Genomic DNA, 14,437 nt, shown 5'->3' on the forward strand with positions numbered 1-14,437 from the left:
GGACCCCCTCTACGACCTGCCCTCGTCGCCTCTCGCGTCCAACCAGCAGCAGTGGCAACGCTTCCATTGCTCCCATTGCACCGGGGTTGTTGAGGGGGTGGCGAGGCGCTGGTATGCTTGCCGCGGGAGTTGGCCAGGCAGTCGCCGCCGGCCCGGTTCTCGGATCGGGCCAGGGGAGGAAAGTCCGGGCTCCACAGGGCAGAGTGCCAGGTAATGCCTGGGCGGCGTGAGCCGACGGAAAGTGCAGCAGAGAGCAGACCGCCTACGTCTCCTTCGGGAGGCCGGCAAGGGTGAAAGGGTGCGGTAAGAGCGCACCGCGCGCCTGGCAACAGTGCGTGGCAAGGTAAACCCCACTCGGAGCAAGACCAAATAGGAACCCCATGGCGTGGCCCGCGTCGGGTTCGGGTAGGTTGCTCGAGGGTCGTGGTGACGCGGCCCCTAGATGAATGACTGTCCACGACAGAACCCGGCTTATCGGCCGACTCCCACTCGCGAATCCTATCGTCGCGTCCGTCCCCCTCCAGCTTGCCTATCGAGAAGCGCATGCCGTCACCCGCTCCTGAACACGCCTCCCGCGGTTTTCGCCATGCCAGCGTGCTGCTCGATGGCGCCGTCGCTGCCCTGGTCCATGAGCCGCGCGGCATCTACCTGGACGGCACCTTCGGGCGAGGCGGCCACTCCCGGGCCATTCTGGCCCGGTTGGCCCCGGAAGGGCGTCTGTTGGCCATCGATCGCGACCCTCAGGCGATCGCCGAGGCGGCCGCCATCGACGATCCACGCTTCACCATCGAGCAGGGCGAGTTCGCCCGTCTCGACGAGATCGCCGATCGCCATGGCCTGCACGGCCGGCTGGCCGGCATCCTGCTCGACGTCGGCGTCTCCTCGCCCCAGCTCGACGATCCCGAACGCGGCTTCAGCTTCCTGCGTGACGGTCCGCTGGACATGCGCATGGATCCGACCCGCGGCGAGAGTGCCGCCGGCTGGCTGGCCCGGGCCAAGGAGGCCGAGCTCGCCCGGGTCTTCAAGGCCTACGGCGAGGAGCGCTTCGCCCGGCGTCTGGCCAGGGCCATCGTCGCGCGTCGCACCGAACGGCCCTTCACGCGCACGACCGACCTCGCCGAGGTGGTCAAGGCCGCCCATCCCGCCTGGGAGAAGGGGCGGCACCCGGCGACTCGCGTCTTCCAGGCGCTGCGCATCCAGGTCAACGGCGAGCTCGAGCAACTGGATGCCGCCCTGGAGGCGGCGCTGGAGGCACTGGCCCCGGGCGGCCACCTGGTGGTGATCAGTTTCCACTCGCTGGAGGATCGGCGGGTCAAGCGCTTCATTCGCCGGCATGTGCGTGGCGATACCCATTTGCCGCGCGGCGTGCCGGTCCGCGACGACCAGCTCGAGCGGCGGCTGGAGGCCCTGGGCAAGGCGCAGCGCCCGACGGCCGCCGAGGTCGAGGACAACCCCCGTGCCCGCAGTGCGGTGATGCGCGTGGCACGCAAGCGGCACTGAGGAGGCGTCATGGTCCAGGGACGACCCGCGACGGCATCCGCTTTCGGCTGGCTGAAGGCCAGGTCGAGTCTGCTGCTGGTCACCACCCTGCTGGTGGTGGCCTGTCTGGCCAGTGCCCTGGCTGTGATCACCGCCAGCCACCTGACCCGCGAGCAGTATGGCCGCCTGCAGCAGCTCGAGCGTGAGCAGCAGCAGCTGCAGACCGAGTGGGGACAGCTACTGCTCGAGGAGAGTGCCTGGTCGTCGCCGGCCCGCATCGAGCGCCTCGCCGTGGAGCGTCTGGAGATGCGTCTGCCCGCCGTCGACGAGGTCGAGGTGATCCGGCCATGAGCACCGAGGTGCGCAGCGGCGTGACGCCGCGTCGACCGCCCCCCATGGCGCCCCTGGGGGGGGTGCGCTACGGCCTGATTCTGCTGCTGGTGGTGATCGGTCTCGGCCTGCTGGCCGGCCGCATCGTCATCCTGCACGTGGTCGATCGCCCCTTCCTGCAGGGGCAGGGCGATGCCCGCACCCTGCGTACCGACACCATTCCCGCCCACCGGGGGATGATCACCGACCGCAACGGCGAGCCGCTGGCGATCTCCACGCCGGTGGTGACGCTCTGGGCCAACCCCCAGGACCTGCCCGCCGATGACATCCAGCGACTGATGCTGGCGCGGGCGCTGGGGATGGAACTCGATGCCCTCAACGAGCGCATCGGGCGCTACAGCGAACGCGAGTTCATGTACCTGCGGCGGCAGATGACGCCGGAGGCGGCCCAGCGGGTGCTGGGGCTGCGGATTCCCGGTGTCTATGCCCAGGACGAGTACAAGCGCTACTACCCCGCCGGCGAAGTCACCGCCCAGCTGCTGGGGGTGACCAATGTCGACGATGCCGGCCAGGAGGGGCTGGAGCTCGCCTACCAGCCCCACCTCGCCGGCACACCCGGTCAGCGGCGGGTGCTCAAGGATCGTCGCGGCCGCCTGGTGCGTGACCTGCAACTGCTGCGCGAGGCGCGGCCCGGCGGCGACCTCACGCTCTCGATCGACCAGCGGCTGCAGTACATGGCCTACCGTGAGCTCAAGGCCGTGGTGGCCGAGCACGAGGCAGATGGCGGCGTGGTGGTGATGATGGATGCTCGCACCGGCGAGGTGCTGGCCATGGCCAACCAGCCCTCCTACAACCCCAACAACCGTGCCGGCCTCGACCCTCGGGGGCTGCGCAACCAGGCCATCGTCGATGTCTACGAGCCGGGGTCGGTCATGAAGCCGCTGGCGATGGCCGCCATGCTCCAGACCGGTGACGTGCCGCTGGATACGGTGGTCGATACCTCGCCGGGCTGGATGGTCATCGACCGCTTCACCATCAAGGACATCCGCAATTACGGCAAGCTGACCCTGTCCGGCATTCTCGAGAAGTCCTCCAATATCGGCATGTCCAAGCTTGTGCTGCGCCTGGAGGACCCCGTGGTGCCGGCCATCTATCGAGCCCTCGGGCTAGGACAGAGCCCCGGCACTGGTTTTCCCGGCGAGGCCACCGGCAGCATCCCGGCCCCGGTGCGCTGGTCGAGCAGCCAGTGGGCGGCCCTCTCCTATGGCTACGGCCTGTCGGTCTCGGCACTGCAGCTGGCCAGTGCCTTCACGGCCATTGCCAACGACGGTCGACGCCTGCCGCCCTCGCTGCTCAAGCTCGGCCAGTCGCCGGCCGGCGAGCCGGTCATCGACCCGGGCGTGGCCCGGCAGATACTGGGGATGATGGATCAGGTCGTCGAGCCCGGCACCGGCGCCCGTCAGGCGCTGGTGCCGGGCTATCGGGTCGCCGGCAAGACGGGGACCGTGCGCAAGACCGATGCCGGCGGGTATCAGGAGAAGGCCTACCGCAGCCTGTTCGTCGGTATCGCCCCCGTCTCGGATCCGCGCATCGTTACCGTGGTGATGATCGATCACCCCCGTGGCGAGGAGTACTACGGCGGCGCCGTGGCGGCCCCGGTCTTCTCGCGGGTGGCCGGCAATGCCCTGCGCCTGCTGGACGTGCCACCGGATGCCCGGGACCCGGAATCATGAGCGCAAGCCCTGGAGAGAAAACGCGATGCAGCTGACAGCCGAGCGACTCGAGACAGGCCTGGCCGGGCTCTGGCCTGACTGCCGCCGTGCCCTGGCGGCCGTCTCCCTGCCGGACTGCGTCCGGCTGGTGCTCGACAGCCGTCGCCTGGCGGCGGGGGACGTCTTCGTCGCCGTGCCGGGCGTGGCAAGCGATGGCCGCGACTTCGCCGCCGCGGCCCTTGAGGCCGGCGCTTCCCTGGTGCTCGCCCATCGGGAGGCCGGCGAGCCGCCGGCCGGGCCGGCCGACCCGCGGGTGGTGCCACTCGAGGGGCTGCGCGGTCGCCTCGGCGAGCTCGGCCGCGAGCTCTTCGCCGTGCCCGACGACCTGGAGCTGGTCGGCGTGACCGGTACCAACGGCAAGAGCTCGGTGGCCCACTACCTGGCCGAGCTCAGCCAGGCACTAGGGGTCGATGCCGGCCTGGTGGGTACCCTGGGCCATGGCCGCCCCGGTGCCCTGGTCGAGGGGGGGCTGACCACGCCCGGGCCGCTGGCGCTGCAGGCGTCACTCGGTGAACTCGCCGCGAGCGGGGTCCGGCGCGTGGCCATGGAAGTCTCCTCCCACGCCCTGGAGCAGGGGCGCCTGGAGGGCTGCCGGATCACCGCCGCGCTGTTCACCAACCTGACCCGCGACCACCTCGACTACCATGGCAGCATGGCCGCCTATGCCGCGGCCAAGGCACGGCTCTTCCGCCAACCGGAACTCGAGCTCGCCGTGGTCAATGCCGACGCCCCCCTGGCCCGCCTGATGCTCGCCGGCATACGGCCGGGCGTGCGAGTGCTGGCCACCGGCGAGGATGAGGCGGTGACCCTGAGGGTCGTGGACTGGCAGCCCCACGACGCCGGTCAGCGAGCGCTGGTCGCCACCCCGGACGGGGAGCGGGTGCTCGAGCTGCCCCTGTTGGGCCGCTTCAACCTCGACAATGCCCTGCTGGCCATCGCGACCCTCTACGGGCTCGGTCATGGGCTGGAGGCGCTGTTTGCCGCCGCCGGGACGCTGACGCCAGTGCCGGGGCGCATGCAGGCACTCGCACGCCCGGGCGCCCCCAGGGTGGTGATCGACTATGCCCATACACCGGATGCCCTGGAGAGTGCGCTCACGGCGCTCGAGGCGCACCTGCCGGGCAGCGGCCGGCTGTGGTGCCTGTTCGGCTGCGGCGGCGATCGCGATGCCGGCAAGCGCCCGCTGATGGCGGCCGCCGCCGAGCGACACGCCGACCGGCTGGTCGTCACCGACGACAACCCGCGCGGCGAGGAGCCCGCGACGATCCGCGAGCAGGTGCTCGCCGGCCTGTCGGACGAGTCGCGCGCCCGGGCCTGGAGCCTGGGCGGGCGCGCCGAGGCGATCGCCCGCGTGCTGGCCGAGGCGGCACCCGACGACGTGGTGCTGATCGCCGGCAAGGGCCACGAGGCCTACCAGGAAGTGGCCGGCGTTCGCCACGCCTTCTCGGATCTCGACACGGCCGAGCGGGCCCTGGCGGCCCGGGCCGGGGCGGGCGCGCCATGAGCCAGGCAGGCCTCGCGACCCTGGCCGCGGTAGCGGACGCCCTGGGACTGCCGGCACCGGCCGGCGACCTCGCGATCACCGCCATCGTCACCGATACCCGCCGGCTCGTGCCCGGCTGCCTGTTCGTGGCGCTCAAGGGCGAGCGCTTCGATGCCCACGACTTCCTCGGCCAGGCCCGGGAGGGCGGGGCCGTGGCGGCCGTGGTGGAGAGAGAGGTGGAGCAACCGGTGGGCGACCCCCTGCCGCAGCTGGTGGTGGCCGACACCCGGCTGGCCCTGGGGCTGCTCGGCCGGGCGCGGCGTCGCGCCTGGGGTGGTCCGCTGGTGGCGGTGACCGGCAACAGCGGCAAGACCACGGTGAAGGAGCTGCTGGCGGCGCTGCTGTCCCGTCGCGGGCCGACGCTTTCGACCCGCGGCAATCTCAACAACGACATCGGCGTCCCCCTGACCCTGCTCGAGCTCGACTCCCGTCATCGTCAGGCGGTGGTGGAACTCGGCGCCAACCACCTCGGCGAGATCGCCTGGACCACCCTGCTGGCCGAGCCGCGGGTGGCGGTGATCACCAATGTCACCGGCGCCCATGTGGGCGAATTCGGCGGCACGGGGCGCATCGCCCAGGCCAAGGCGGAGATCCTCGCCGGGCTCGCCGCCGACGGCGTGGCGGTGCTCAATCGCGATGATGCCTATTTCGCCACCTGGGCGCATCTGGCCGCGCCCAAGGAGGTGCTCGACTTCGGCCTGACGCCGGGGGCCCGGGTCACGGCCGCTGCGCTGGCCTGTGACGCCCTCGGGCGCTATGCTTTCACGCTTGTCGTGGACGGGCGTGCCCTCGGTCGCGTGCAGCTCGCCCTGCTGGGGCGCCACAACGTCGCCAATGCCCTGGCCGCGGCCGCGGCGGCCCTGGCCATGGGCCTCGACGAGGCGGACGTGCTCGCCGGCCTCGCCGCGGTGGCCCCGATGCCCGGGCGGCTCTCCGTGGTGGAGGGGATTAACGCCACACGACTGCTGGATGATACGTATAATGCCAACCCCGGCGCGGTGAAGGCGGCGCTCGACCTGCTGGTGACGCTGCCCGGACCGCACTGGTGCCTGCTGGGTGCCATGGGCGAACTGGGGGAGGCGTCCGACCGGCTGCATGCCGAGATCGGGCGCCACGCGCGGGAACTGGGAATCGACTTCCTCGGCACCTTCGGCGACCCGGCGCGGCCGGCGAGCCACGCCTTCGGCGAGGGCGGGTGCCACTTCGACGATCGGGAGGCGCTGACGCGCCACGTCCTCCACCATCTGCCGCCAGGGGCCAGCGTGCTGGTCAAGGGGTCGCGCAGTGCCGGCATGGAAAGGGTGGTCGCCGCACTGCGCTCGGATGCATCAAGGTGAACGCGATACATGCTGCTTTATCTGGCTAATCTACTGGCGCAATTCTTCAGCGCCTTCAATGTCTTCAACTACTTGACCCTGCGCATGATCCTGGGGACCATCACCGCCCTGGTGCTCTGCCTGTGGCTGGGACCGGTGATGATCCGCCGCCTGGTGGAGCGCCAGATCGGCCAGGCGGTGCGCGACGACGGCCCCCAGTCGCACCTCTCCAAGGCCGGCACCCCGACCATGGGCGGCGCCATGATCCTGATGGCCATTGCCGTCAGCACCCTGCTGTGGGGGGACCTCTCCAATCACTATGTCTGGATCGTGCTGGCGGTGACCCTGGGCTTCGGTGCCATCGGCTGGGTCGATGACTACCGCAAGGTGGTGGAGAAGAACCCGCGCGGCCTGCCGGCCCGCTGGAAGTACTTCTGGCAGTCGGTGATCGGCGTGGCGGCGGCGGCCGTGCTCTACGCCACCGCCGTCGAGCCGGCGGAGACCAGCCTGATCGTGCCGCTGTTCAAGGACATCGTGCTGCCGCTGGGGGTATTCTATCTCGTGCTCACCTACCTGGTGATCGTCGGCAGTTCCAATGCGGTGAACCTCACCGATGGCCTCGACGGCCTGGCGATCATGCCCACCGTGCTGGTGGCCATGGGGCTGGCGGTGTTCGCCTATGCCAGCGGCAACGCCGTGTTCGCCAACTACCTGCAGATTCCCAACATCGCCGGGGCCGGCGAGCTGGCGGTGTTCTGCGCCACCATCGCCGGGGCCGGCCTGGGCTTTTTGTGGTTCAACACCTATCCGGCCCAGGTGTTCATGGGCGACGTGGGGGCCCTGGCCCTGGGCGCGGCGCTGGGCGTGGTGGCGGTGATCGTGCGTCAGGAGATCGTGCTGTTCATCATGGGCGGCATCTTCGTCATGGAGACCGTCTCGGTGATCCTCCAGGTGGGCTCCTACAAGCTCACCGGACGGCGCATCTTCCGCATGGCGCCGCTGCATCACCATTACGAGCTCAAGGGCTGGCCGGAGCCGCGGGTCATCGTGCGCTTCTGGATCATCACCGTGGTCCTGGTGCTGATCGGCCTGGCCACGCTGAAGGTTCGCTGAACGGATTCGCTGAGCCCCGCGGGGAGATCGTCAACGCCTTACGCCAGGAGCCAACCATGGTCAAGGTGCCGAAGGGAGTCACGCTGGTGGTCGGGCTCGGGATATCGGGTCGCGCCATCTGCCGTCACCTGACGCGGCAGGGCACGCCCTTCATGGTCGCCGATACCCGGGCGGTGCCGCCCGGCGTGGATGACTTCCATGCCGCCCATCCGGGGATCGAGGTCCACTGCGGACCGTTGACTGACCTGGACCTCTCCGAGGTCGAGGAGGTGGTGGTCAGCCCGGGAATCGACCCTCGGACCCCGGGACTGGCCGAGCTCGCCGGCCGCCCCCGGCCGGGCAGCGACGAGCCGCTGCGGGTGGGCGAGATCGCGCTCTTCGTGCGCGCCTGTCGCGCCCCCATCGTCGCCGTGACCGGCTCCAACGCCAAGTCCACCGTCACCACCCTGATCGGCGAGATGGCCCGCGAGGCCGGGCGTCGTGTCGCGGTGGGCGGCAACCTGGGGACCCCGGCCCTGGACCTGCTGGCCGAGGCCCCCGGGGCCGAGCTGTACGTGCTGGAGCTCTCGAGCTTCCAGCTGGAGGCCACGCCGCGGCTGGGCGCCGAGGTCGCCGTCTTCCTCAACCTCTCGGAAGACCACCTGGATCGCCACGGCGACATGGCCGGCTACCGGGCCGCCAAGCTCGGCATCTTCCGTGGCGCCCGCCATGCCGTGGTCAACGCCGATGATCCCATGACCTGGCCCGCGGCCCCCCTGCCGGCCCAGGACCGCTTCACCACCCACCCCCCGGCGGCCGGCGAGTGGGGCATCGGACGCCGCGAGGGGCGCGACTGGCTGATGCACAGCGACGAGCCGCTGATGCCCGCCGACGAGGTGCGCCTGCCCGGGCGCCACAACCAGGCCAATGCCCTGGCGGCGCTGGCCGTGGGCCACCGCCTCGGGCTGCCGCCGGCCGCCATGCGCGCCGTGCTCGAGCGCTTCGCCGGCTTGGTGCATCGCGGCGAGCTGGTGGCCGAGGTCGAGGGCGTGCGCTGGATCAACGACTCCAAGGGCACCAACGTGGGGGCGACCCTGGCCGCCATCGCCGGCCTCGGCCCGACCCTCGAGGGGCGGCTGGTCCTGCTCGCCGGCGGGGTGGGCAAGGGCGCCGACTTCCGGTCGCTGGCCGAGCCCCTGGCCCGCTACGGCCGCGAGGCGATCCTCTTCGGCCTGGATGCCGAGCGCCTGGAGCAGGCGCTGCGGGGGCGGTTGCCGCTGACCCGGGTGCCGGACCTGGAGGCCGCCATGGCCCGGGCCGTCGAGATCGCCGAGCCGGGCGACTGCGTGCTGCTCTCGCCGGCCTGCGCCAGCCTCGACCAGTTCGCCAACTACCAGGAGCGGGGCGAGGCGTTCCGTCGTTGGGCGCACCGGCTGGCGGGGAGGGCACGATGAAACGTCTGGCCCGCTGGCGCGAGCGCCTCTCCACCCGGGATCAGCCCTTCGACGGCTGGCTGCTGCTGGCGGCCCTGTCGCTGATGCTGATCGGCTGGGTGATGGTCACCTCGGCGTCCACCGAGGTGGCCTCGAGCCTCACCGGCAACACCTGGTACTTCAGTATCCGCCACGGCGCCTTCCTGCTGCTGGCGCTGCTGGTCGCGGCGCCGATGCTGCGGGTGCCGCTGATGTGGTGGAAGGCCAACGGGCCACTCCTGCTGCTGGTGGGCATCGCCCTGCTGCTGCTGGTGCTGCTGGTGGGGCGCGAGGTCAACGGCAGCAAGCGCTGGCTCTCGATCCCCGGCGTGCCCTTCAACCTCCAGGCCTCGGAAGTCGTCAAGCTCTGCCTGATCGCCTACCTGGCCGGGTACCTGGAGCGCTTCCTGCCCCAGGTGAGGCGGCAGTGGGGCGCCTTCCTGCGTCCCCTGATGGTGATGGCACTGATCGCCCTGCTGTTGATCCTCGAGCCCGACTACGGGGCCGTGGTGGTGATGACCAGCTGCGTGATGGGCATGTTGCTGCTGGCCGGCGCCCCCTGGGGGCGTTTCGTGCTGTTGCTGGGCCTGGTGGGGCTGGCGGGTTTCTACGTGGCGATCGCCGAGCCCTATCGCCTGGCGCGCCTGGCCAGCTTCGCCGACCCCTGGGCGGACCAGTTCGCCAGCGGCTACCAGCTGACCCAGGCGCTGATCGCCTTCGGCCGGGGCAGTTGGCTCGGCATGGGGCTCGGCAACAGCGTGCAGAAGCTCTTCTACCTGCCCGAGGCCCATACCGACTTCGTCTTCGCGGTATTGGCCGAGGAACTCGGCCTGTTCGGCGCCATCGGGGTGGTGGGCCTCTTCGCGCTGTTGATCTGGCGGGCACTGGCGGTGGGGCGTCGCGCCGAGCTGGCCAGGCTGCCCTTCGCCGCCTACCTGAGCTACGGCATCGCCCTGGTGGTCGGTGCCCAGGCCTTCATCAACATCGCGGTGAGCACCGGCATGCTGCCCACCAAGGGGCTGACCCTGCCGCTGCTCAGCTACGGCGGCTCGAGTCTGCTGGTCAGCGCCGTGATGATGGCGCTGCTGTTGAGGGCCGACATCGAGACCCGCCAGGCGGTGCGCCGGGCCAGTCCGACCGCCTCGCGGCAGGGCCCGGGCCGGTCCCGCGAATCCCGTCTTGGCCAGCAAGGAGTCGCCTAGTGAGCAAGCACACGGGGCGTCGCGCCCTGATCATGGCCGGGGGCACCGGTGGTCATGTGATTCCGGCCCTGTCGCTGGCCCGCGGTTTGGCAGCCGAGGGGGTCGAGGTCGAGTGGCTGGGCAGCCCGCGGGGCATCGAGAACCGCCTGGTGCCCGAGGCCGGCATCCCCCTGCACCGCATCTCGGTGGCGGGACTGCGCGGCAACGGCGCCGTTGGTTGGCTGCTGGCGCCACTCAACCTCACCCGGGCGGTATGGCAGGCCTGGCGCATCATCCGCGCCTATGATCCCCGGCTGGTGGTGGGCCTGGGCGGTTTCGCCAGCGGGCCCGGCGGGCTTGCCGCCTGGCTGTCGGGTCGACCGCTGGTGATCCATGAACAGAACGCGGTGGCCGGCCTGACCAACAGGGCCCTGGCGCGGCTGGCCCGGCGGGTCTATGCCGCCTTTCCCCAAGCCTTTCCCGGCCGCGGCGAGGTGATTGGCAACCCGGTGCGGCCCGAGATCGCCAGGCTGGGCGAGCGGCCGAGGCGGGCCGGCGACATGGCGGGACGGCCCCTGCGCCTGCTGGTGGTGGGGGGCTCCCTGGGAGCCCGGGCCCTCAACGACACCCTGCCCGGGGCGCTGGCCGCGTTGCCCGAGGGCCGTCGCCCCGAGGTGCGCCACCAGGCCGGTCGCGACAAGGACACGGCGACCCGCGAGGCCTACCGTGGGCAGGGCGTCACGGCCGAGGTCACCGCCTTTATCGACGATATGGCCGGGGCCTACGACTGGGCCGACCTGGTGGTCTGCCGGGCCGGCGCGCTCACCGTGGCCGAGCTGGCGGCGGCGGCCAAGCCGGCGCTCTTCGTGCCCTTCCCCTATGCGGTGGACGATCACCAGACCGCCAACGCCCGGGCCCTGGTCGAGCGGGGGGCGGCCCGCCTGGTGCCCGAACAGGAGATGAGAGCGGCGTCGCTGGCCGAGGGGCTGACGACGCTGCTGGACCCCGATACTCTCGCCACCATGGCGGCGCAGGCACGCGCCTGTGCACACCTCGACGCCGTCGAGCGCCTGGTGGCCGGCTGCATGGAGACAGGTTTTGAGCGATAGCACACCCGGGTCGGTACCCGGCCCCTGCGTCCCCCCCCGCCATGGCCGGGGCCTGGGAATGCGCCGTATCCGGCACATCCATTTCGTCGGTATCGGCGGGGCCGGCATGTGCGGCATCGCCGAGGTGCTGGCCAACCAGGGCTACCAGGTCAGCGGCAGTGACCTGAAGGCGTCGCCGGTGGTAGCGCGGCTACGCCACTGCGGCATCCGCGTGGCCATCGGCCACGGCGCCGACAATGTCGCCGGCGCCGACGTGGTGGTGGTCTCCACCGCGGTGGACGAGACCAACCCCGAGATCCGCTGGGCCCACGACCACCGGGTGCCGGTGGTCAGGCGCGCCGAGATGCTTGCCGAGCTGATGCGCTTCCGCCACGGCATCGCGGTGGCCGGCACCCACGGCAAGACCACGACGACGAGCCTGACCGCCACCCTGCTCGGCGAGGGGGGGCTCGACCCCACCTTCGTCATCGGCGGTCGGCTGACCAGTGCCGGCACCAATGCGCGGCTCGGCGAGGGCGATTACCTGGTCGCCGAGGCCGACGAATCCGACGCCTCCTTCCTGCATCTGCAGCCGATGGTCTCGATCGTCACCAACATCGACGCCGATCACATGGCCACCTATGGCGGCGATTTCGAGCGGCTCAAGGGCACCTTCATCGAGTTCCTGCACAACCTGCCGTTCTATGGCCTCGCCGTGCTCTGCATCGATGACGCCAACGTGCGCGGCCTGCTCGACCGGGTGAGCCGCCAGTTCGTCACCTACGGCTTCAGTGAGGATGCCGACTACCGCATCGAGGACTTCGTGCAGCAGGCCGGCGAGGTGCGCTTCACCGCCCGCCGCCCCGACGGCCTGGCGCCGCTCGAGGTCCGGCTGGCCATGCCCGGCCGCCACAACGCCCTCAATGCCATGGCGGCGATCGTGGTGGCCACCGACGCCGGGGTCGACGATGAAGCGATCCTTGCTGGCCTGGCCGGCTTCGCCGGCGTGGGGCGGCGTTTCCAGGTCCATGGCCACTTCCCGGCGCCGCAAGGCGAGGGCGAGGTGATGCTGGTGGACGATTACGGCCATCATCCCCGCGAGGTGGAGATGGTGATCCGGGCTGTGCGTGCCGGTTGGCCCGAGCGGCGCCTGGTGATGGTCTACCAGCCCCATCGTTATTCGCGCACCCGCGACCTCTACGAGGACTTCGTGCGCGTGCTGGCCGAGGTCGACACCCTGCTGCTGCTGGATGTCTACAGCGCCGGCGAGGCGCCGATTCCCGGTGCCGATGGGCGCACCCTGGCCGGGTCGATCCGCCAGCGTGGCGAGATGGACCCGATCTTCGTCCAGGAGAAGGGCGAGTTGCCCGGCTTGCTGGCCAGGGTGCTGCGCCCCGGCGATATCCTGATCACCCAGGGGGCAGGCGACGTGGGCGGCATCGCCCTGCGCCTGGCCGAGACACAGCTGAATTTCGATGAGGTCGAACTATGAGCGCAGGCAGCAGCGATCCGGGACGGGTGGTGGTGCTCTATGGCGGCGACTCCGCCGAGCGCGAGGTGTCGCTCAAGAGCGGCGCCGCCGTACTGGATGCCTTGCGGCGCGCCGGGGTGGATGCCATCGGCTATGACCCCGCCGAGGGCGGGCTGGCCGGCCTGGAAGCCCTGGCACCGGATCGGGTCTTTATCGCCCTGCACGGCCGCGGCGGCGAGGACGGTACCCTGCAGGGCGCGCTCGAGCTGCTCGGCATCCCCTATACCGGCAGTGGCGTGCTGGCCTCGGCCCTGGGCATGGACAAGCAGCGCACCAAGCTGGTGTGGCAGGCGCTGGGTCTGCCCACCCCGGCGTCGGTGATGCTCGGCCCCGATGCCGACTGGGGGGCGGTGGTCGAACGCCTGGGGCTGCCACTGATCGTCAAGCCGGTGCACGAGGGCTCGACGCTCGGCATCAGCATCGTCGACGGCCCCGAGTCGCTGGCAGCGGCCTACCGCGAGGCGGCCCGCTTCGATGCCCGGGTAATGGCCGAGCGCTTCGTGCAAGGCGATGAGTACACGGTGTCGCTGCTCGGCGACGAGGTGTTGCCGGCGATCCGGGTCGAGGTCCCCGGCGGCTTCTACGACTACGACGCCAAGTACCTCTCCAACGACACCCTCTATCATCTGCCCTGCGGTCTCTCCCGGGACGAGGAGGGCGAGCTGGCCGGCCTCTGTCGCGACGCCTTCGAGGCGGTCGGTGGCGAAGGCTGGGGGCGGGTGGACGTGATGCGCGATGGCGAAGGGCGCTTCTGGCTGATCGAGGTCAACACCACGCCGGGCATGACCGACCACAGCCTGGTGCCCCAGGCGGCGGCCCATGCCGGCATCGACTTCGAGGCACTGGTGCTGCGCATTCTCGCCAGTGCAGGGTGTGGCCGGGCATGACCCGCCGGGGTGGACTGGCCGGTGTGCTGCTACTGCTGATGCTGATCGGCGCCGGTGGCCGCGCCCTGTGGCTCTGGCTCGACCGGCCCATCGAGCGCGTCTCGATCCGTGGCGAGCTCCACCATGTCAGTGCCGACTACCTGCGCAGTCGGCTCGCGCCGTTGATCCAGGGCCAGACCTGGCTCTCGGTGAGCCTCGGCGACCTGCGCGACCGTGCGCTGGAGATCGACTGGCTGGCCGAGGTCCGCCTCAGCCGCGAATGGCCCAATGCGCTGATCTTCGAGCTCGTCGAGCAGGTGCCGGTGGCGCGCTGGAACGACGACTATCTGCTCAATCCCGAGGGCGAGCCCTTCGCCTTCGGGCCGGTGTCGCCGCCCGGCGACTTGCCCGATCTGGCCGGGCCGGCGGGCAGCGGTGTCGAGGTGCTCGCCTATCATCGGCGCCTGGCATCGCGCTTCGCCGACCTGGGGCTCGAGATGACACAGCTGCGCCTCGAGCCGCGTGGCGCCTGGCGTTTCCAGCTCGACGACGGCGTCTGGGTGATGCTGGGGCGCAATGATCGCGAGGCGCGTCTGGCACGCCTGGCCGCCGCCTGGCAGCGGCAGCTCGATTCCCAGGCGTCGCATATCCGCTACATCGACCTGCGATATCCCAATGGGGTCGCCGTGGCCTGGCATGGAGAAACCGAGCCCGTCGGGGAGGACGAAGCCGCGGGGAGCTGAGCTCTTTTTTGCCGAAGACGCGCG

General features: G+C 70.8%; 12 protein-coding genes and 1 other RNA gene. All 13 read left to right on the forward strand.

What is annotated here, in order from left to right; translation table 11 throughout:
• The first annotated feature begins 125 nt into the window (after positions 1–125).
• An RNA gene (gene rnpB, locus MKP05_RS00785) (RNase P RNA component class A) lies at positions 126–490 on the forward strand.
• A gap of 53 nt (positions 491–543) precedes the next feature.
• A complete protein-coding gene (gene rsmH, locus MKP05_RS00790) occupies positions 544–1,500 on the forward strand; it encodes a 16S rRNA (cytosine(1402)-N(4))-methyltransferase RsmH (protein ID WP_240566626.1) in 957 nt (318 codons plus the stop codon).
• Positions 1,501–1,509: 9 nt separating this feature from the next.
• Entirely contained in the window at positions 1,510–1,830 is a 321-nt protein-coding gene (ftsL, locus tag MKP05_RS00795; protein WP_240566627.1) for a cell division protein FtsL, read from the forward strand.
• Positions 1,827–3,542, forward strand: coding sequence for a peptidoglycan D,D-transpeptidase FtsI family protein (locus MKP05_RS00800; protein ID WP_276316472.1), 1,716 nt, complete (start codon positions 1,827–1,829; stop codon positions 3,540–3,542). Before ftsL ends, MKP05_RS00800 begins: the two co-directional genes overlap by 4 nt.
• Positions 3,543–3,567: 25 nt before the next feature.
• Positions 3,568–5,085, forward strand: coding sequence for a UDP-N-acetylmuramoyl-L-alanyl-D-glutamate--2,6-diaminopimelate ligase (locus tag MKP05_RS00805; RefSeq protein ID WP_240566628.1), 1,518 nt, complete (start codon positions 3,568–3,570; stop codon positions 5,083–5,085).
• Entirely contained in the window at positions 5,082–6,461 is a 1,380-nt protein-coding gene (locus MKP05_RS00810) for a UDP-N-acetylmuramoyl-tripeptide--D-alanyl-D-alanine ligase (protein WP_240566629.1), read from the forward strand. Before MKP05_RS00805 ends, MKP05_RS00810 begins: the two co-directional genes overlap by 4 nt.
• Positions 6,462–6,470: 9 nt before the next feature.
• Positions 6,471–7,553, forward strand: coding sequence for a phospho-N-acetylmuramoyl-pentapeptide-transferase (gene mraY / locus MKP05_RS00815; protein WP_240566630.1), 1,083 nt, complete (start codon positions 6,471–6,473; stop codon positions 7,551–7,553).
• 56 nt (positions 7,554–7,609) lie between these two features.
• Positions 7,610–8,986, forward strand: a complete 1,377-nt coding sequence (murD, locus tag MKP05_RS00820; RefSeq protein WP_240566631.1) for a UDP-N-acetylmuramoyl-L-alanine--D-glutamate ligase — start codon at positions 7,610–7,612, stop codon at positions 8,984–8,986.
• Positions 8,983–10,206, forward strand: coding sequence for a putative lipid II flippase FtsW (gene ftsW / locus MKP05_RS00825; protein WP_240566632.1), 1,224 nt, complete (start codon positions 8,983–8,985; stop codon positions 10,204–10,206). The genes murD and ftsW overlap by 4 nt, the downstream gene beginning before the upstream one ends.
• 32 nt (positions 10,207–10,238) lie before the next feature.
• Entirely contained in the window at positions 10,239–11,294 is a 1,056-nt protein-coding gene (gene murG, locus MKP05_RS00830; RefSeq protein WP_110282787.1) for an undecaprenyldiphospho-muramoylpentapeptide beta-N-acetylglucosaminyltransferase, read from the forward strand.
• Positions 11,295–11,352: 58 nt separating this feature from the next.
• A complete protein-coding gene (gene murC / locus MKP05_RS00835) occupies positions 11,353–12,765 on the forward strand; it encodes a UDP-N-acetylmuramate--L-alanine ligase (protein WP_240566754.1) in 1,413 nt (470 codons plus the stop codon).
• Positions 12,762–13,691, forward strand: a complete 930-nt coding sequence (locus tag MKP05_RS00840; RefSeq protein ID WP_240566634.1) for a D-alanine--D-alanine ligase — start codon at positions 12,762–12,764, stop codon at positions 13,689–13,691. The genes murC and MKP05_RS00840 overlap by 4 nt, the downstream gene beginning before the upstream one ends.
• Positions 13,688–14,413, forward strand: coding sequence for a cell division protein FtsQ/DivIB (locus tag MKP05_RS00845; protein ID WP_240566635.1), 726 nt, complete (start codon positions 13,688–13,690; stop codon positions 14,411–14,413). Before MKP05_RS00840 ends, MKP05_RS00845 begins: the two co-directional genes overlap by 4 nt.
• Positions 14,414–14,437 lie beyond the last annotated feature (24 nt).

It is taken from the genome of Halomonas flagellata, assembly GCF_022487945.1.
In the GTDB taxonomy this organism is placed as follows: domain Bacteria; phylum Pseudomonadota; class Gammaproteobacteria; order Pseudomonadales; family Halomonadaceae; genus Halomonas; species Halomonas flagellata.

Excerpts from the sequence above, each read along its gene's own strand:
- rsmH (WP_240566626.1), top strand. The coding sequence starts at position 544 with ATGCCGTCACCCGCTCCTGAACACGCCTCCCGCGGTTTTCGCCATGCC.
- ftsL (WP_240566627.1), top strand. The coding sequence starts at position 1,510 with ATGGTCCAGGGACGACCCGCGACGGCATCCGCTTTCGGCTGGCTGAAG.
- MKP05_RS00800 (WP_276316472.1), top strand. The coding sequence starts at position 1,827 with ATGAGCACCGAGGTGCGCAGCGGCGTGACGCCGCGTCGACCGCCCCCC.
- MKP05_RS00805 (WP_240566628.1), top strand. The coding sequence starts at position 3,568 with ATGCAGCTGACAGCCGAGCGACTCGAGACAGGCCTGGCCGGGCTCTGG.
- MKP05_RS00810 (WP_240566629.1), top strand. The coding sequence starts at position 5,082 with ATGAGCCAGGCAGGCCTCGCGACCCTGGCCGCGGTAGCGGACGCCCTG.
- mraY (WP_240566630.1), top strand. The coding sequence starts at position 6,471 with ATGCTGCTTTATCTGGCTAATCTACTGGCGCAATTCTTCAGCGCCTTC.
- murD (WP_240566631.1), top strand. The coding sequence starts at position 7,610 with ATGGTCAAGGTGCCGAAGGGAGTCACGCTGGTGGTCGGGCTCGGGATA.
- ftsW (WP_240566632.1), top strand. The coding sequence starts at position 8,983 with ATGAAACGTCTGGCCCGCTGGCGCGAGCGCCTCTCCACCCGGGATCAG.
- murG (WP_110282787.1), top strand. The coding sequence starts at position 10,239 with ATGGCCGGGGGCACCGGTGGTCATGTGATTCCGGCCCTGTCGCTGGCC.
- murC (WP_240566754.1), top strand. The coding sequence starts at position 11,353 with ATGCGCCGTATCCGGCACATCCATTTCGTCGGTATCGGCGGGGCCGGC.
- MKP05_RS00840 (WP_240566634.1), top strand. The coding sequence starts at position 12,762 with ATGAGCGCAGGCAGCAGCGATCCGGGACGGGTGGTGGTGCTCTATGGC.
- MKP05_RS00845 (WP_240566635.1), top strand. The coding sequence starts at position 13,688 with ATGACCCGCCGGGGTGGACTGGCCGGTGTGCTGCTACTGCTGATGCTG.